The following is a 16,640-nucleotide window of genomic DNA, read 5'->3' on the forward strand; positions in this document are numbered from 1 at the left end:
AAGCATCCCTCACGATGCTTCCTTTTTGTTAAAAAGACCCAAACACCCATTGACCTCACCAGCACGATCCCCTATAATTCATATTAATATAATCGGTTTTTAAGACTTTAACTGGAGTGGTGATATATGAAGCGCTGGCCCTCACTGTTTGCCGAACGCTGCCCTAAATGTAAAACAGCATTAGAAGTCTCTAAGTCCAATGCCCTGCAAGGCAAAGTCGTGAAAACATGCCCCAACCTTCATTATCAAAAAGAGTTTCACCCAGCCCTTGAAACATATATCGAGCACGATGATGTCAAATAAAAAAGACCAACACGTTTGCTGGTCCTTTCTTTATAATAAATCCAGCCAAATTTTGATCGCTGTCGCTGTAATCATCACAGCAAGTGCCCATTGCAAGTAGACGGCATTGATTTTCTGACCGATCTTAGCACCAATCGGAGCGGCTATTAAACTTGCCAGCATCAGCACAACCGCAGGAAGAAGCATGACTTGACCCGTCAATATCTTTCCAGTTGATGCACCTATCGCAGATAGAAACGTAATCGCAAGTGAGGACGCAATCGTCATCCGGACCGGAATTTTTAAAATAGACAGCATCACCGGTACCAATATAAATGCTCCACCCGCGCCTAGCACCCCGGAAACACTGCCAATCACAAAGGCAATACCTGCCGCAAGTCCTTTATGAAAAGTGACTTCTCCCTCTGCATCTGCACGCTGTCCCTTTTTTGGAATCAGCATGAGGACCACAGCCACAATTGCAAGCAATCCATAGACGAGATTCATCCCATTCTCTGGCATAAAGTGAGAGACATAACTGCCTAATAAGCTGCCCGCCAATATACTGCCCCCCATATATAAAATCAAAGTCCGATGTAAAAATCCGCTTTTACGATAGGCCCATACCCCGCCGAGCGTCGAAAAAAGCACTTGAATGGCGCCAATTCCTGATACCTCGTGTGCCGAAAGTGCCATCACACCAACAATTGGCGGGATATAAAGCAGCATAGGATAGTTGATCACAGACCCCCCGATCCCCACCATTCCTGATAAGAAGGAACCAATACCTCCGATGATAAAAAGTGTAATCAAAAACGCAAAATCCACGCTGGTCTCCTCCTTTGCAAAAGGAAAAGGGGATCTTCAGCAGATACCCCTACATCCTTTAGGACCCTTTTCTCACCCAGAACTTCAGCACATGTCCTTCATCCGTCTGCATGATCAATTCATGTCCGCTTGACTTCGCCCATGCTGCTAAGTCAGCTTTAGCCCCTTTATCTGTTGCATGTATTTCTAATACTTGACCCTCCGTCAAGTCATTCATTTTTTTCTTCGTCCGAATAATCGGCATTGGGCATGCAAGCCCTTTGACGTCTAACATTTGATCTGATGTCATTTGATTGTTCCTCTCTTCTTATTTTATTGGACATTACCGAATCGCACAACGGTTTGGACCAATTTCCATTTCACGCTGCGTTTCATCATCTGGACTCAGCTTCCCCATATTGGTTTGACGAATGTCTTGATAGGCGTTTGGCTGTGCAGGCAGATTCTTCGTGACCATTTCTCTAAATACGTCTTCATCTTCAATATTCAGTCCATGATTTTCTTCAAATAGGACGCCTAGCTCCTTCCAAACGCTTCCGTCTTCATTGACTTCATCCATGACCATGAAATGCGCTGGTAGCACAATCAATTCTTTCGAAAGTGCTCTATACCGGTCATAAAGTGTTTCTCTCAAATCACCTACCCAGTCCTCCGCCATTCCAGCAAGGTCAGGTCTTCCAATCGAATCCACGAACAAAATATCACCTGAAAGAAGATATTGCTGATCCACGATAAAAGATGTTGAACCAATCGTATGCCCCGGCGAGTAAAGGGGGTGAATATCAATGGAAGCCGCTCCAATCGTCATCCGCTTTCCTTCTTCTAGCCGTTTATATTCAAAGATCACTTCTTCTGCATCTTTTGGCGGCAGCCAGTAGTTGGCACCAGTCTGTTCAGCCAGTTTTTTCCCGCCAGAAATATGATCTGCATGAAGATGAGTATCCAACACTTGCGTTATAGAGACATGATGCTTTTTAGCAAAACGGGTATAGACATCCGTCATTCTAGCTGCATCTACAATTGCGGCTTCTCCATTCGACATGATCATATAAGACAAACATCCCTTGCCCATTCGCACAAATTGATACAGCTCTCCACCGCCGCTTAAATCACCGATCTTCACTGGCTCTAGATGCTCACTCCACGCCTTCATGCCACCTTCTAAATAATGGACCGTTCTACCCGCCTCTGACAGCATCTCCGCGATCATAATAGAGGAGCCTTCCTTGGCACAAACCACCAACACTTCACGATCATGAGGAATGTCATGCAAAATGCCCTCTACTCCTTCAAGGAGATCAAAATAAGGCACATTCATATGAACGATTGCTTCCCCTTCGATCTTCCAATCCTGAACATCCGCTTGATTTCGCACATCTAGCAAAAAGAGCGGTTCCTTGCTCACGATCTTTTTTGTTAACTGCTCTGCGTTCATCGCTGTTACCGTCATGTTTCATTCAGCTCCTATTTTTCAATCGCTCCTGTCCAGCTATTCATGCCTGGCACGATATTCATCAATTGATGAAATCCTTTTTCTTTTAACTTTTGCGCAGCTAATTCACTTCTTCTGCCTGAATGACAGATCAGGTAAATGTCCGTCTCCCGGCTCAATTCCTCCACACGTTGTTCAACCTCACCAAGAGGAATATGAACAGCTCCTGGAATATGCCCCGCCTCGTATTCATCCAGCTCTCGCACATCTAAAATAAACAAAGATGGATCTTCTTTTACTTTCTGTTGAAAAGTCTCCAAAGACATTTCCGAAATCATGGACTTCCCTTCTTTCTCTTGTTCTCCGCCTTTACGAATCAAATGATGAAGCACCTGACCTTCTACTTTTGTCCCTAAAAATTCGTGACCGGCACTTTTTGACCATGCCGCTAGATCCGCTGCTGACCCTTTATCGGTAGCCTGCACTTCAAGTACGTCTCCTGGTAAGAGCTCATTCATTTGTTTTTTTGTTTTCACAATCGGCATCGGGCATGCCAGTCCTTTTGCATCTAAAATGACAGTTGGTTGCTGCATGTCATGTCCTCCTTCATATAGGGGTGGGGGTATATTTTGTTGCGCATTTAATACCAAGCATTCATGCCACCCTTGATGTTTGTAATCTGAGTAAATCCTTGCTTCTTCAATATTTTCGCTGCCTGCATACTTCTCATCCCGCTTTGACATATCACATAGACCTCTTCATTTTTCTCAAGCTGAGAAGCTCGATCCTTCAAATGAGGCAATGGAATGTTTTGAAAGCCTTTGATATGATTTGTTTGAAATTCACTAGGAGAGCGCACATCAATGAGCTGTTGACCTTTGCTTTTCAGCTTCTTTTTCATATGAGCTGCATCCATTTGCTTCACACCTCGAACCGGCAGAAAGCGGCTCACGAGTAATCCAATTACGATGATGAGTAAAATCGTCTGCACCATCCTGCTTCACCTCACTAGATAAATAAATTCACACGTCCAATTTCAGCCTCTGCTAAATATGCCGCTACACCAGCATATTGAATGTCATCTAATAATTCTTTCTCCTGTAATCCTAAAAGATCCATCGTCATTGTACATGCCACGAGGTTAATATCCTGCTCCTTCGCCATCTCAATGAGCTGCGGCAAGGTCATGGCATTGTGCTTTTTGATCACATGCTTAATCATTTTCGGTCCCATTCCCGCAAAATTCATCTTGGAAATCCCCATGCGATCAGCCCCGCGCGGCATCATCTTGCCGAACATTTTTTCTAAAAATCCTTTTTTCATCGGTACCATCTCATCCTTACGCAAGGCATTCAGTCCCCAAAACGTATGGAAAATGGTCACCTCATGATCATAAGCTGCTGCACCATTGGCAATAATGTAAGCTGCCATCGCTTTATCATAATCTCCACTGAATAACACAATCGTCGTGCGTTTTTTCTGTTCTTCCATTCTGCTCCTCCTTCAACAATTACCTATGGGGGTATATAGAAAATAAAAATATATACATATACCGGTAAGGGTATATTACATCAAGTAAAAAAATCCGTCAACCTCCAAAGGCTGAGGAATTTCTTACCGGCTTTTCACCAATAGCTCAACTGCCTCTTTCACAAGACCTTCCGTATCCTTGCCTTGTTCAAGACTTTCACGAACACATTGCTCAAGGTTTGTACTCACAATCACACCCATTGCCCGATCAATCGCATTACGTGATGCAGACAGCTGCGTGACCACCTCGCGGCAATCCTTGCCCTGCTCCATCATCGCAAGAACCCCTTTAATCTGCCCTTCAATCCGGCGAAGACGATTCTTCATCTGCTGATTATACTCCATGAATAAGGACTCCTTTCTATTCTTTCTATGACAGATAGTATACCCTAAGAGGTATTTAGTCAAACGACTTGCCCTTCTTTTTATAGGGAAAGGATAGATCGTATGTGAAAAGAATTGCACATTCCCCCAATTATTGATAAAAAGAAGTAATCATTGAACGAGAAATTAGTTGAAGAAAAGAGGATACACATATGACTTTACATCACTATATTGGTGCTCATAAAGAGCTGCCGCTCGGTACCTTTGGTCAAAAGTCTACCTATAAACGACTCTCTGAACTCAATATCAGGACGTTTGATAAAAAACAAATCAAGCCAAAAACTTATCAAAAAGAAGATCCTTTGATAGAAGTATTCGAAACAGAAGAGGATTTCGAAGGCATTCACATTGATTATCTAGATCCCGTCTATGAAGCGGTAAGAGACAAATTTACGCATCCTTTTGTTTATGATTTAGACATCATTTATTCTCTTCGTGCACTTTTTCAATTCATTGAAAAAGTGCTGTCAAAAGGAGAAACCATCGAAATCTATTCTTGTCTAGATGGATTCGAAACGAAAGAAAAGGACGATAAATTGGATGTAGAAATTGACCTAAGCAAAAAACGGTTTGGAAAACATATCGATTTTAAAGGGATCGATGAACTGATTGATATGTTTGAATTAGAAAACTTACAATATGTACTGGTGAAGAAGTAGAGGAAAATTGACAAGTTACATCAAAACGCTGTGTTATTAGAGATTGTAGAAGCGTAACCTTGGTTAAGCAAAGATCAATTGAAGTTATTAATAGAAAAGCGAATATAATTGTAACAGGTAGTTAAAGGAACCAAAATCCCCTCAATTACCTCTTTGCAGATCATCGTAAACTTTTTCAAAAATCTCTATTGGTATTGAATACTTCGTTGTTTTATCATTGCGGTAATTAACCACTATATCGATATGATGTTGCTTTTTTTCAAATTCAATTATTGAATTCTCCCATCTATCTCGAACAGATATGACACAATTACCGTTTTTCTTTTCCTTTTTCTGATAAACATAGTCCATTTTGTCTCTCCGTTCTCATTATTTTGTATTAGATAAGCGAATAGACGACATGTCTCAATCAGCGATATCCAAAGAAGCTAAATGTCATGATTAAGTTTAAAAAGCACAAAATAATTTCTATCATAAATGCTTAATTTATTTAAATTATAGAAAATTAAGGAAGTATCACTCAAATCAATTATACACTCCAAACAATAGCTAGCCTTCAATTAAACGTTTTAACTTAAGCTCAGTTTCAGTATCCTCAACTGGAGTATAGACACTGCATCTTAAATCAGTATCCCCATACACTTGTAATGAAGTGAGATTAAACAACATTTTCCCTGCCTTAGCATGACGAAATTCAATTAATACTTCAGGCGCATAGCTGATCTCATTTTCATTCCATATTTTACGAAACTCAGGATATGCCTGCTCCATTTCTTCTATAAATTGCTCATACCAGTCATCAGCCACATACTGTCCATAATACGTTCTAAATATGGCGATATATCCTCTAACAAAATGCTCCCAATTCACGGCTAAACTTTTAAATTCCTTTCTTGCGAATAGTAAGCGTATGATATTCCTTTCTGCCGGGATGATCTGTTCAAAGTCTAAAAAGACATTAGCTGCTGCTTGATTCCACCCAACAATCTGACTTCTTCTATCAGATATAATTGTTGGACAATAACGAAGCTCCTGCAAAATTTTCACTAAAGCCGGACTGATTTCCTTCTCATCCTCAATGATAAAAGATTGTTTAACACCTTCCTCTAACGCTAAAGCGTACAAATATCTTCTTTCATCGTTATTTAATTGTAATGCACGAGAAATAGCATCTAATACCGAAGTAGATACTTTTATATCTCTGCCTTGCTCTAACCATGTATACCAAGTGAGACTCACACCGGCTAGTTGAGCTACTTCTTCTCTTCTAAGTCCTGGTGTTCTTCTTCGGGTTCCTACAGGTAAACCAACCATTTGGGGCGTAATTTTCGAACGCTGATTTTTGAGAAATTCTGATAATGCTTGAAGTCTTGTTTCAGGTTTCATAAAGAGCTCCCTTTAAAATATTATTAATTATACTAGGATAAACAACAACTTGTAATAGGATAACACAATGGCTAAAGTTAATAAAAACAAGGAGGGAATGATCATGAAAAGAGTTGTCATTACTGGAATGGGAGTTATTTCTCCACTAGGAAATGATATAGATAGCTTTTGGAATCAACTAGTGAAAGGACAATCGGGAATATCTCTCATTGATTCTTTTGATACGACTGATTATAAAACAAAAATAGCTGGAATCGTTCGTGATTTCGATGCAGATGAAATATTGGGGAGAAAAGAAGCAAAACGATTAGATCGTTTTAGTCAGTTTGCCTTAGCAGCAGCCGAACAAGCATTAAAAAATTCAAAATTACAGTTAGACCATGTTGATCTTGAACGTTTAGGCGTATATGTTGGTTCAGGAATCGGGGGCATCCAATCGCTTGTTGATAATGTGAATGTATTAGATAAACGAGGCCCCTCGAGAGTAAGCCCGAGTCTTGTACCCATGATGATTTCAAATGCAGCTGCGGCCCAAATCAGCATAAAATTAGGAGCACAAGGGCCATCAATGTCACCAGTCACTGCTTGTTCTATTGGGAACACCTCTATCGGTGAAGCTTTCAATGCGATCCGAAATGATGATGCAGATATTATATTTGCCGGTGGAGCAGAAGCTGCCGTCTCACAGATATCTTTAGCTAGTTTTGGAAACGCACATGCACTATCTACTAGAAACCAAGATCCAAGTCGAGCCAGCCGTCCATTTGATACAGATAGAGATGGATTTGTTATGAGTGAAGGTGCAGGTATCTTAGTATTAGAATCATTAGAAAACGCTATTCTTAGAGATGCGCCGATACTATGTGAAGTAGTGGGATACGGAGCTAGTTCAGATGCTCATCATATGGTAGCATCACACCCAGAAGGTAAGGGTGCCTACTTAGCCATGAAAAAAGCATTGAGAAGTGCAAATATATCAACAGATGAAATCGATGTTATTAGCGCTCATGCAACAAGTACTCAAGTAGGGGATCGTTCAGAAGTTCTAGCTATTAAGACATTATTTGGTGAACGTTCCCGTGAAATTCCAACAACGGCGAACAAGTCAATGACTGGGCATATGTTTGGTGCTGCCGGTGGAGTAGAAGCCATTGCTTTAGTGGAAAGTTTGAGACGAGGAATGATTCCACCCACTATTAATGTAGAGAAGCAAGATCCAGATTGCAACTTAGACGTTGTATTAGAAGCGAGACAGCTTCCTTTGAAATACGGGCTATCCAATTCTTTTGGTTTTGGAGGACATAATTCAGCCATCTTGTTAAAACATTACAATTGAAGTAGTTAAAGATGAAATAAAGAATCGATCAAGGGTTTATAGCCCTTGTTTTTTTCATTTTAGGAATACCTTACAGACAAGTTATGACGTGCCTCAGCAATCTGATATATTAAATGGAGAAAAGAAAATACGAAAAAACATTTAGAAAGCAGGTGACCCATGCCAAACAACCAAACACCCAACTCACTCATCACTGAAAAATCACCCTACCTCCTTCAACACGCTTACAACCCAGTTCACTGGTACCCGTGGGGGCAAGAAGCCTTCAACAAAGCCAAGCGTGAAAATAAACCCGTGCTTGTCAGTATTGGCTATGCCACTTGCCACTGGTGCCACGTCATGGCGCACGAAAGCTTCGAAGATCAGCAAGTTGCTGACATCTTAAATGAGCATTTCATTTCAATCAAAGTCGATCGTGAGGAGCGTCCAGATATCGACTCGATGTATATGTCTGTTTGTCAGATGATGACGGGGCAAGGCGGCTGGCCGCTCAACGTGTTTGTCACGCCTGATCAAAAGCCTTTTTATGCGGGGACGTACTTTCCAAAGAGAAGTGCTTACGGGCGTCCTGGCTTCATCGAGGCACTGACACAATTGCTGGATGCGTACCATAACGATCGCGATCATATCGAATCATTGGCAGAGAAGGCGACAAATAATCTGCGGATCAAAGCAGCAGGGCAGACGGAAAATACGCTCACCCAAGAGGCGATCCACAAAGCCTATTATCAGCTCATGAGTAGCTTTGATACGCTGCACGGCGGATTCGGCTCTGCGCCAAAATTTCCTGCACCTCATATGCTTTCATTCTTGATGCGCTATTACGAATGGACTGGGCAGGAAAATGCGCTCTATGCAGTCACAAAAACGTTAGATGGAATGGCAAATGGCGGTATATACGACCATGTCGGTTCAGGCTTTTCTCGTTATTCAACAGACGAAAAATGGCTTGTGCCTCATTTTGAAAAAATGCTGTATGATAACGCCTTGCTGATGGAAGCCTACACAGAAGCGTATCAGCTCACTCAACAACCTGAATATAAAAAGCTTGTCCACCGCCTGATCCACTTTATCAAGCGAGATATGATGAATCCGGGCGGCTCCTTTTATTCAGCGATAGATGCAGATTCTGAGGGGAAAGAAGGACAATATTACGTTTGGTCAAAAGATGAGATCATGACTCATTTAGGCGAGGATCTCGGCGCATTATTCTGCGCTGTCTATCACATCACAGAAGAGGGGAACTTTGAAGGGGCGAACATCCCTCATACCATTTCAACCTCTTTTGATGACATTAAAGCCTCTTTTTCGATTGATGACCATACGCTACAGTCTAAGCTGCAAGAAGCCCGGCACATTTTACAATCTGTCAGACAGCAGCGACCTGCACCGCTTGTCGATGACAAGGTGCTCACATCATGGAATGCACTGATGGCCTCTGCGCTCGCCAAAGCAGGAAGGGTATTTGGTGCAGAGGAAGCGATCCGTATGGCGAAACAGGCGATGTCTTTTCTAGAAACACACCTCGTCCAACATGAGCGGCTCATGGTCCGCTATAGAGAAGGAGACGTAAAGCATCTCGGCTTTATCGAGGATTATGCGCATATGCTAAAAGCGTATATGTCTTTATACGAAGCGACCTTTGAATTAGAATGGCTGAAAAAAGCGACAGCCATTGCCGAGAACATGTTTGAGCTGTTTTGGGATAAGGAAAAAGGGGGCTTTTTCTTCTCAGGATCAGATGCGGAAGCGCTCATCGTTCGAGAAAAAGAAGTATACGACGGCGCCATGCCTTCTGGTAACAGCACCGCACTCAAGCAGCTTCTCATGCTAAGCAGACTGACCGGACGTCAGGATTGGCTGGACACATTAGAGCAAATGTTCAAAGCCTTTTATGTCGATGTCTCTTCCTATCCAAGCGGGCACACAGCGTTTCTGCAAGGGCTCCTCGGTCAATATGCAACGAAAAGAGAAATCATCATTCTCGGGAAAAACGGCGACCCTCAAAAAGAACAGCTTTTACAGGCGCTTCAAAAACGATTCATGCCCTTTGATATCATATTGACTGCCGAAACAGGGGAGGAATTAGCAAAACTCGCGCCCTTTACAAAAGATTACAAAACGATCGATGGCAAAACCACCGTGTATATTTGTGAAAACTACAGCTGCCGCCAGCCAATCACCAATATCGACGAAGCGATGGAACAATTATTCCACGATTGAGTCTGTCATAAGATGACTATGAGAAGACAAAATGAGGACAAACAGATAAAAAACATGTCAATCCGCTAACAAATTGTCTGTACGGTTTTATTTTTCCTAAAAAACGGTTAGAATGCGCACTAGATGTTCTCATACCGAAGGGAGAGAAAATGATGAAAAAGGTATCATACACACTCATCGCTTGTCTGTTATCTGTTGGGCTTGCAGCCTGCTCGTCAAACGATGCCAAACAAGATAAGCAAAACGATGCAGCCAAAAACAAGGAAACAACACAGGCTGACCAAAAAGAACAGCAAAAGCAAATGGAAGAGATGCAAAAGAAATTAGACGCACAAAAAATCGATGATCAAAAGGTCGTTGCGACCGTCAACCAAGACAAAATAACAGGTAATGAATATAATAGCGCTCTATCAACCATTCAAGGACAGCTTCAGCAATCTGGGCAAGACCCAACATCTAAAGAAGGCGCAAAAGCAGTTAAGAAACAAACCATTGATGCGCTCGTAGGTCAAGAGCTTATCCTGCAAGATGCTGAGAAGAAAGGCATCAAAGCCTCTGACAAGCAGGTAGATAAACAGCTAAAAGAAGAAAAGAAACAATTCAAAGACAACGCTCAATTTGAAGAAGCCCTTAAGAAAAGCGGACTCACAATGGATCAGCTGAAAAGTGACATTGCCGACAGCATCAAATACAGCCAGTATGTCGACAAAGAAATCAAATCAGCCTCCGTCTCTGAAAAGGATGTTAAAGCGTACTATGATCAATACGCGGATGAAATGAAAAAACAAAAGCAAAAAGCACCAGAGTACAAAGAGGTTAAATCACAAATTAAAAAACAGCTAGAATCCCAAGAAAAGCAGAAAGAAGTACAAAAAGAAATTGAAAAACTAAAGAAATCTGCGAAAATTAATGTGTCTCTGTAACAGCTAAGAAAAATCCGCCATTGTGCGGATTTTTTTTCGTTACTTGATGAACTATTTTTCCAAAATAATGACAAAAGCCTCATCATAAACGTCTCTTCCATCCGATATGATGGGAGTACAAAAGAAAGCGTTATCAATTCTTTTGTCTCTTAAAAAGTACAAGATCAAACGCTGATCTCGTACTTTTGCTTCAGTCAATCGGACAACGACAAGAGGAGGATCTTTATGTTCAAATGGTTTAAACCCGCTCCGCATATCGACAGGCTCGATGATGCCAAGACAGATGAGACGTATAAGCGGCTGCGGCTGCAAGTCTTTTTAGGCATCTTTATCGGGTATGCGGGCTACTATTTGCTACGAAAAAATTTCGCTTTTGCTATTCCTTATCTACAGGAAGAAGGGTTCACGAAAAGTGAATTAGGCTTTGTACTCGCAGCTGTCTCTATCGCCTATGGCTTTAGTAAATTCATCATGGGGATGATCTCAGACCGCTGTAACCCAAGATACTTTTTAGCCACCGGACTCTTTCTTTCAGCCCTTATCAATATCCTATTTGTCTCATTTCCATGGGTGACGTCAAGTGTATGGATCATGTTCTTATTCATGTTTTTAAACGGCTGGTTCCAGGGCATGGGGTGGCCGCCATGCGGACGGACGATGGCGCATTGGTTTTCGGTTAGTGAACGTGGAACAAAAATGTCCATTTGGAACGTCGCTCACAATATTGGCGGGGGAATTCTTGCACCGCTCATCACCTTAGGGATCGTGCTGTTTGCGACGTGGAAAAGTATCTTTTTCTTCCCTGCCATCATTGCTATTATCGTCTCCTTCGTGATCATTCTTCTCGTCCGGGATACCCCGCAATCCGCTGGTCTTCCGCCAATTGAGGAATATCGCAATGACTATCCGGCACAACAATATGAAGATCAAGAAAAAGAATTAACAGTGAAAGAGATTTTATTTAAGTATGTACTCAACAATAAATTCCTTTGGTATATCGCCATTGCCAACGTCTTTGTGTACTTCGTCCGTTACGGTGTCGTGGACTGGGCGCCGACCTACTTAACAGAAGCAAAGGGCTTTTCACCAGAGCATTCGCGCTGGTCATATTTTCTTTATGAATATGCAGGCATTCCTGGCACATTATTGTGCGGCTGGATCAGTGACCGCTTCTTTAGAAGCCGCCGTGCACCAGCAGGCGTCCTCTTTATGGCTGGGGTGTTAATTGCGGTGCTTGTTTACTGGTTAAACCCTGCTGGCAATCCAATGGTCGATAACATCGCCCTCATCAGCATCGGCTTTTTAATTTACGGACCTGTCATGCTCATTGGACTTCAAGCCATTGACCTCGCTCCGAAAAAAGCGGCTGGCACTGCGGCTGGACTCACAGGCTTCTTCGGCTATATTGGCGGCTCTGCCTTCGCCAATGCGATGATGGGCGTCGTCGTGGACCATTACGACTGGACAGGAGGCTTTATTTTATTGGTTGGTTCTTGTGTACTTGCGATTGTCTTCCTAGCGATGACATGGAATACAGGGAAGCGCGTAGAACAGGCTTAATGAAAATCATATAAAAGATTCATATCCACCCAACATGCCCTTTACATCTATTTCTTATGATGAAGACAGTTACCGTTAAAGGAGGATAAAATATGAAGAAAAGTAGATTACTTGCTTTCTTGTTGCTCTCTTTTGCTTTACTGTCTATTGCGTGGGTGCCGGCCACCGTATCGGCACATGAACATCTTTTATCTCCAGATCGTATTCTAACCGTTGCACATCGCGGAGCATCAGGGTATGCACCAGAGCATACCCTGGCTTCTTACAAACTCGCCACAAAGATGAATGCGGATTACCTCGAACTCGACCTTCAAATGACAAAGGATGGACATCTCATCGTCATGCACGATGAAACCGTTGACCGCACCACAAACGGAACAGGCTGGGTCAAAGACCTCACACTTGCCGAAATCAAACAGCTTGATGCCGGTACTTGGTTTAATGAAGTCAATCCCGACAGACAAAATGCCAACTATATCGGACAGCGAGTCCTCACATTAGATGAAGTGCTGCGCTATTTCGGCAAACGAGAAAATTATTATATTGAAACAAAAAAACCAGACATCTATCCGCAAATGGAAGAAAAGCTATTGGCGACCCTAAAAAAACATCACCTCCTCGGGAAACACACAAGAAAAGGGCAGGTCATTATCCAATCCTTTAGTCAAGACAGCCTGCTAAAGCTACAGACATTAGCTCCACGCCTTCCAAAAGTACAGCTTTTAGACAGAACCCAAATGACGTCCATCACAGATGATCAGCTCGATTTCATCAAATCTTATGCAGTGGGTGTCGGACCGAATTTCAGAGCATTGACACTTGAAAACGTACAACAGGTCAGAAGCCACGGACTCCTCCTCCACCCATATACGGTCAACAATGAAGCCGACATGACCCGTTTACTGCAATACGGCGTCACCGGTCTTTTCACCAACTTTCCAGATGTCTTTAACCGTGTAAAAGCTTCACTCTAAACAAAAAAAGCCTTGCGGTCCCATCCCGCAAGGCCTTTGATTATTTTACCGTTTGATCAGAAGAAGCTGTTTCGATCGGCTTTCGTTTCCCGATCCCAAAAACATAAAAGCTAAGCGCTACTACAATTAAGAACCCAATTGCCACAATCAGAGAAATACGCGTATCCTGATTAATGAGCATAAATACAAGCACCATTAGTAAGAAACCGATTGTAAGATAATTAGAAAACGGCGCTAGCGGCATTTTGAATGGATGCTGATCAAGCGCAGATCCCTTCGCCTTTCTAAAGCCGATATGACTAATCAAAATCACAAGCCATGGCACCATACCAGGAAGTACACTCGCACTATACACATAGACGAAAATGTTTGGTGGCGCAACATAATTGAGGACAACTCCTACCGCTAGACCAATCAGCACAGCGAATGTCCCAAAATACGGCACACCATTCTTCGAAATTTTGGTGAAGAAAGCAGGCGCCTGTCCATTCACACCTAATGTATAAAGCATACGTCCCGCACTGAAAATCCCACTATTACAGCCGGACATCGCTGCTGTAATGACGACAAAGTTAATAATACCAGCGGCTGCTGTAATCCCAATTTTCGCAAACGTCGCCACAAATGGACTGCCAAGGGTATTCAGCTGATCCCAAGGATACACTGTCACAATGACAAAGATCGCACCGATATAGAAAATCAAAATACGCCAGATGATACTTTTGATGGCATTGGTCAGCGTCTTTTCTGGATTTTGTGCTTCACCTGCTGTAATCCCAATCAGCTCTACACCCTGATAGGCAGCAATGACGAGCGACAACGCAAACAAGAATCCGGTAAATCCACCTGTAAAGAACCCGCCGTGCGCCCACAGATTAGACAAGCCAATAGGCGTCCCGCCATTTCCAAATCCAAAGAAAATAATGCCTAGACCTGCAATGATCATTAAAATAATCGTCACAATCTTGATCATTGCAAACCAAAATTCGAACTCACCGAACGATTTAACCGAAATCAAGTTGGCCGCTCCCAAAATAATCATCGCAATTAATCCTGGAATCCACGCTGGCAGCTCCGGAAACCAATATTTCATATAAGCGCCTACGGCAATAATTTCCGACATCCCAACAATGACCCACTGGAACCAGTTACTCCAAGCTGTCATATACCCCGCAAGCGGATGAATATATTGATGACCAAATGTAGCAAATGAACCTGTACTCGGTTCAACGTACAACATTTCTCCCATCGCACGCATAATAAAAAAGATAAAGATACCACATACTGCGTACGCGAGAAGAACCGATGGACCTGTCCATTGAATGGCCTTGGCTGACCCCATAAATAAGCCAACACCAATCGTGCCGCCAAGTGCGATCATTTGAATATGGCGGGCACTTAACCCTCTCTTTAATTCCTTTTGAGCCACTTTTCTTCCCCCTCATCAACAAACAACATAAAAAATAAAAATCAGAATGTTCATTCTGATTGAGAAACATCAATCTTTCGATGTATATTATCATAATAAATCTACCCTTAAAAAACAATTGTTTTTTTGAGAGAAACACTATTAACGGAATATTGCGAAATTAATTACCTTCAATTTTTCTATTTTTATATAAAAATCTTCTTGTGACAGGCACACTAGCAAACTAATACATTTTGAATTCATTTGCTTAATCTTTCAAACCTCTTTTAATTTGAAGTTAAGACTCTAGAAAGTTCTAAATCACAAAAATACGTATTTAATCCATTAGAGATAATGCACTAAATACGTATTTTTAAATAAAAACACTATTAAATACTCAACATCATTTTAGAAATAATAGCGCCTGTAATTTGAATAATCCAATAGGCTCCACAAAATCCTATCGCTTTCGAAAAAGATGCCTTTCTTTTCTTTAACATTTTAAATAATGCGATTGTAGCTAAAAGAAGAAAAGGATTGAAGACAATGAACCAATAATTTTGGTTACTGAGAATAATTGTACTTCCTTCTGAAAAGAAATTAGCGATAGCCAACGGTACATGAACTAAAGTGTTCAAAAACATAGTCACAGTAAAAATATAAAGAAACTCTTTTTTAGTTAAATCTAAATAACTTATCCTACCGAATACATAACCAATCAGTGAATAAATAAGAATCCCAATATAAATTGTAAATAAATTAAAAACACCTACAGCTATCACAATTCCACTAGAAACTCCCTGTGTTTCTAAAATTGAATTTAAAATATTATCAAGATTATGAAACACGCTGGAATAAAACAAAACATAACTTATCATTATACCTAGTAAATATACCACAGTTTTTTTTGTTAAATTCATAGTTATTACTCCTATAACATTTGTTTAACTACAAAATAAATTAGTATTACTAAGAGTATGCTTTGAAACGAAATAAAAGCTATTCTTATCATTTTATTTTTAATAGTTAATAAAAATTGAAAAGAAAAAAGTAAGATTGCTATTAGTAATGGTATGATCCCAATCACTTTTTTGTCTAAACTCAACAATAAAATGACAGCTAAAACAAGCAGTATATTTGTCAGTATGGTTAATAAACGATTCTTCATATGTTCACCTCAAAAAATTCTTGGTGTTATATACCATTCTATTAAAGCTGAAATAAATAACAAAACAATTATTATAAAGAAAAGAGTTGAAATTTCCTTAATGTATTTTTTCAGAAGACTTTTAAAGTTAATAGAATGCCCCATATATTCAATCAAAAACATGATACTTTTAAAACCTATAACTCCACTCAATATTAGTGCTGGAATTTCGAATATACCATGCGGGATTATTTTAAAGAATATCTCAAAAAAGGACTTACCTAAATAATGGCTCTCTTTTATACTCAATCCAATAGTAAGGCTATTAATCGCAACAAATACAATTGTACCTATCCCTAGAGTAAAAAAACCAGAAGCTATAAACAATATTGCTAGTAAATTATTGATGAATAGATGTGATAAACTATTAGGCTCTATTAATTTATTTTGTTCAATTAAAGTTGGAGTCATGAAAGAACCTGCTATCACACCAATTAAAAATAATAAAGAAGAACAAATGATTAAGGCCTTATTTTTTATGATAATGCCTTTAATATTTAACATAGTC

19 protein-coding genes and 1 pseudogene are annotated in these 16,640 nt (G+C 40.8%); 8 read left to right on the top strand and 12 right to left on the bottom strand.

Annotated features, from left to right (window positions below; translation table 11 throughout):
- Positions 1-126 precede the first annotated feature (126 nt).
- Positions 127-303 (top strand): hypothetical protein, encoded by a 177-nt coding sequence (locus QRN39_RS01295; protein WP_003216908.1) that lies wholly within the window; start codon positions 127-129, stop codon positions 301-303.
- 30 nt (positions 304-333) lie between these two features.
- On the opposite strand, the gene QRN39_RS01300 is transcribed toward QRN39_RS01295, so the two are convergent.
- From QRN39_RS01300 to QRN39_RS01330, 7 genes are all read right to left on the bottom strand, one after another.
- Positions 334-1,110 (bottom strand): sulfite exporter TauE/SafE family protein, encoded by a 777-nt coding sequence (locus tag QRN39_RS01300; protein WP_284905861.1) that lies wholly within the window; start codon positions 1,108-1,110, stop codon positions 334-336.
- A gap of 58 nt (positions 1,111-1,168) precedes the next feature.
- Positions 1,169-1,399, bottom strand: coding sequence for a sulfurtransferase TusA family protein (locus tag QRN39_RS01305; protein WP_284905863.1), 231 nt, complete (start codon positions 1,397-1,399; stop codon positions 1,169-1,171).
- Positions 1,400-1,432: 33 nt separating this feature from the next.
- The gene (locus QRN39_RS01310; protein ID WP_284905865.1) at positions 1,433-2,560 is read right to left on the bottom strand and encodes an MBL fold metallo-hydrolase; all 1,128 of its coding nucleotides are present in this window, start codon (positions 2,558-2,560) and stop codon (positions 1,433-1,435) included.
- Positions 2,561-2,574: 14 nt separating this feature from the next.
- Positions 2,575-3,135 carry a sulfurtransferase TusA family protein gene (locus QRN39_RS01315; RefSeq protein ID WP_050943387.1) on the bottom strand — a complete coding sequence of 187 codons (561 nt, stop codon included), beginning with the start codon at positions 3,133-3,135 and terminating at the stop codon, positions 2,575-2,577.
- A 47-nt stretch (positions 3,136-3,182) separates the two neighbouring features.
- On the bottom strand, positions 3,183-3,536 hold the full coding sequence (locus QRN39_RS01320) for a rhodanese-like domain-containing protein (RefSeq protein ID WP_284905867.1): 354 nt from the start codon (positions 3,534-3,536) through the stop codon (positions 3,183-3,185).
- 14 nt (positions 3,537-3,550) lie between these two features.
- Complete coding sequence (locus QRN39_RS01325; RefSeq protein ID WP_012008766.1) at positions 3,551-4,033, bottom strand: DsrE/DsrF/DrsH-like family protein; 483 nt, start codon at positions 4,031-4,033, stop codon at positions 3,551-3,553.
- 123 nt (positions 4,034-4,156) lie between these two features.
- Positions 4,157-4,417, bottom strand: coding sequence for a metal-sensitive transcriptional regulator (locus tag QRN39_RS01330; RefSeq protein ID WP_003217059.1), 261 nt, complete (start codon positions 4,415-4,417; stop codon positions 4,157-4,159).
- Between the two features lie 191 nt (positions 4,418-4,608).
- Between QRN39_RS01330 and QRN39_RS01335 the strand changes: the two genes are divergently transcribed.
- A complete protein-coding gene (locus QRN39_RS01335; protein ID WP_284905872.1) occupies positions 4,609-5,115 on the top strand; it encodes a hypothetical protein in 507 nt (168 codons plus the stop codon).
- A 141-nt stretch (positions 5,116-5,256) separates the two neighbouring features.
- On the opposite strand, the gene QRN39_RS01340 is transcribed toward QRN39_RS01335, so the two are convergent.
- Positions 5,257-5,466: a hypothetical protein gene (locus tag QRN39_RS01340; protein WP_050943391.1), complete on the bottom strand. Its 210-nt coding sequence runs from the start codon at positions 5,464-5,466 to the stop codon at positions 5,257-5,259.
- A gap of 198 nt (positions 5,467-5,664) precedes the next feature.
- Positions 5,665-6,501: a helix-turn-helix transcriptional regulator gene (locus tag QRN39_RS01345; RefSeq protein ID WP_284905875.1), complete on the bottom strand. Its 837-nt coding sequence runs from the start codon at positions 6,499-6,501 to the stop codon at positions 5,665-5,667.
- 103 nt (positions 6,502-6,604) lie between these two features.
- Here QRN39_RS01345 and fabF point away from each other — a divergent pair, with 103 nt between their 5' ends.
- From fabF to QRN39_RS01375, 6 genes and pseudogenes are all read left to right on the top strand, one after another.
- The gene (gene fabF / locus QRN39_RS01350) at positions 6,605-7,837 is read left to right on the top strand and encodes a beta-ketoacyl-ACP synthase II (protein WP_284905877.1); all 1,233 of its coding nucleotides are present in this window, start codon (positions 6,605-6,607) and stop codon (positions 7,835-7,837) included.
- Between the two features lie 159 nt (positions 7,838-7,996).
- Positions 7,997-8,488, top strand: a pseudogene (locus QRN39_RS01355) (thioredoxin domain-containing protein); the annotation flags it as partial.
- 780 nt (positions 8,489-9,268) lie between these two features.
- Positions 9,269-10,060: an AGE family epimerase/isomerase gene (locus QRN39_RS01360; RefSeq protein WP_284905969.1), complete on the top strand. Its 792-nt coding sequence runs from the start codon at positions 9,269-9,271 to the stop codon at positions 10,058-10,060.
- A 152-nt stretch (positions 10,061-10,212) separates the two neighbouring features.
- On the top strand, positions 10,213-10,983 hold the full coding sequence (locus QRN39_RS01365; RefSeq protein ID WP_284905878.1) for a SurA N-terminal domain-containing protein: 771 nt from the start codon (positions 10,213-10,215) through the stop codon (positions 10,981-10,983).
- 225 nt (positions 10,984-11,208) lie between these two features.
- Positions 11,209-12,543 (top strand): glycerol-3-phosphate transporter, encoded by a 1,335-nt coding sequence (gene glpT / locus QRN39_RS01370; RefSeq protein ID WP_050943401.1) that lies wholly within the window; start codon positions 11,209-11,211, stop codon positions 12,541-12,543.
- A gap of 92 nt (positions 12,544-12,635) precedes the next feature.
- Complete coding sequence (locus QRN39_RS01375) at positions 12,636-13,517, top strand: glycerophosphodiester phosphodiesterase (RefSeq protein ID WP_113386657.1); 882 nt, start codon at positions 12,636-12,638, stop codon at positions 13,515-13,517.
- Positions 13,518-13,557: 40 nt separating this feature from the next.
- Here the strand turns inward: QRN39_RS01375 and QRN39_RS01380 are convergent, their stop codons facing one another.
- The 3 genes from QRN39_RS01380 to QRN39_RS01390 all read right to left on the bottom strand — a co-directional run bounded on the left by QRN39_RS01380 (position 13,558) and on the right by QRN39_RS01390 (position 16,636).
- The gene (locus QRN39_RS01380; protein WP_284905880.1) at positions 13,558-14,946 is read right to left on the bottom strand and encodes an amino acid permease; all 1,389 of its coding nucleotides are present in this window, start codon (positions 14,944-14,946) and stop codon (positions 13,558-13,560) included.
- Between the two features lie 368 nt (positions 14,947-15,314).
- Positions 15,315-15,845: a hypothetical protein gene (locus QRN39_RS01385; protein WP_144472715.1), complete on the bottom strand. Its 531-nt coding sequence runs from the start codon at positions 15,843-15,845 to the stop codon at positions 15,315-15,317.
- Positions 15,846-16,102: 257 nt separating this feature from the next.
- A complete protein-coding gene (locus QRN39_RS01390; protein WP_284905882.1) occupies positions 16,103-16,636 on the bottom strand; it encodes a stage II sporulation protein M in 534 nt (177 codons plus the stop codon).
- Positions 16,637-16,640: the final 4 nt, after the last annotated feature.

Origin of the sequence: Bacillus sp. lyk4-R2A-2 (assembly GCF_030209735.1) — a bacterium.
Taxonomy (GTDB): domain Bacteria; phylum Bacillota; class Bacilli; order Bacillales; family Bacillaceae; genus Bacillus; species Bacillus pumilus.

Bases quoted from the DNA above. Each gene is read 5' to 3' on its own strand.
- QRN39_RS01295 (WP_003216908.1), top strand. From the start codon at position 127: ATGAAGCGCTGGCCCTCACTGTTTGCCGAACGCTGCCCTAAATGTAAA.
- QRN39_RS01305 (WP_284905863.1), bottom strand. From the start codon at position 1,399: ATGACATCAGATCAAATGTTAGACGTCAAAGGGCTTGCATGCCCAATG.
- QRN39_RS01310 (WP_284905865.1), bottom strand. From the start codon at position 2,560: ATGACGGTAACAGCGATGAACGCAGAGCAGTTAACAAAAAAGATCGTG.
- QRN39_RS01315 (WP_050943387.1), bottom strand. From the start codon at position 3,135: ATGCAGCAACCAACTGTCATTTTAGATGCAAAAGGACTGGCATGCCCG.
- QRN39_RS01320 (WP_284905867.1), bottom strand. From the start codon at position 3,536: ATGGTGCAGACGATTTTACTCATCATCGTAATTGGATTACTCGTGAGC.
- QRN39_RS01325 (WP_012008766.1), bottom strand. From the start codon at position 4,033: ATGGAAGAACAGAAAAAACGCACGACGATTGTGTTATTCAGTGGAGAT.
- QRN39_RS01330 (WP_003217059.1), bottom strand. From the start codon at position 4,417: ATGGAGTATAATCAGCAGATGAAGAATCGTCTTCGCCGGATTGAAGGG.
- QRN39_RS01335 (WP_284905872.1), top strand. From the start codon at position 4,609: ATGACTTTACATCACTATATTGGTGCTCATAAAGAGCTGCCGCTCGGT.
- QRN39_RS01340 (WP_050943391.1), bottom strand. From the start codon at position 5,466: ATGGACTATGTTTATCAGAAAAAGGAAAAGAAAAACGGTAATTGTGTC.
- QRN39_RS01345 (WP_284905875.1), bottom strand. From the start codon at position 6,501: ATGAAACCTGAAACAAGACTTCAAGCATTATCAGAATTTCTCAAAAAT.
- fabF (WP_284905877.1), top strand. From the start codon at position 6,605: ATGAAAAGAGTTGTCATTACTGGAATGGGAGTTATTTCTCCACTAGGA.
- QRN39_RS01360 (WP_284905969.1), top strand. From the start codon at position 9,269: ATGGCCTCTGCGCTCGCCAAAGCAGGAAGGGTATTTGGTGCAGAGGAA.
- QRN39_RS01365 (WP_284905878.1), top strand. From the start codon at position 10,213: ATGAAAAAGGTATCATACACACTCATCGCTTGTCTGTTATCTGTTGGG.
- glpT (WP_050943401.1), top strand. From the start codon at position 11,209: ATGTTCAAATGGTTTAAACCCGCTCCGCATATCGACAGGCTCGATGAT.
- QRN39_RS01375 (WP_113386657.1), top strand. From the start codon at position 12,636: ATGAAGAAAAGTAGATTACTTGCTTTCTTGTTGCTCTCTTTTGCTTTA.
- QRN39_RS01385 (WP_144472715.1), bottom strand. From the start codon at position 15,845: ATGAATTTAACAAAAAAAACTGTGGTATATTTACTAGGTATAATGATA.
- QRN39_RS01390 (WP_284905882.1), bottom strand. From the start codon at position 16,636: ATGTTAAATATTAAAGGCATTATCATAAAAAATAAGGCCTTAATCATT.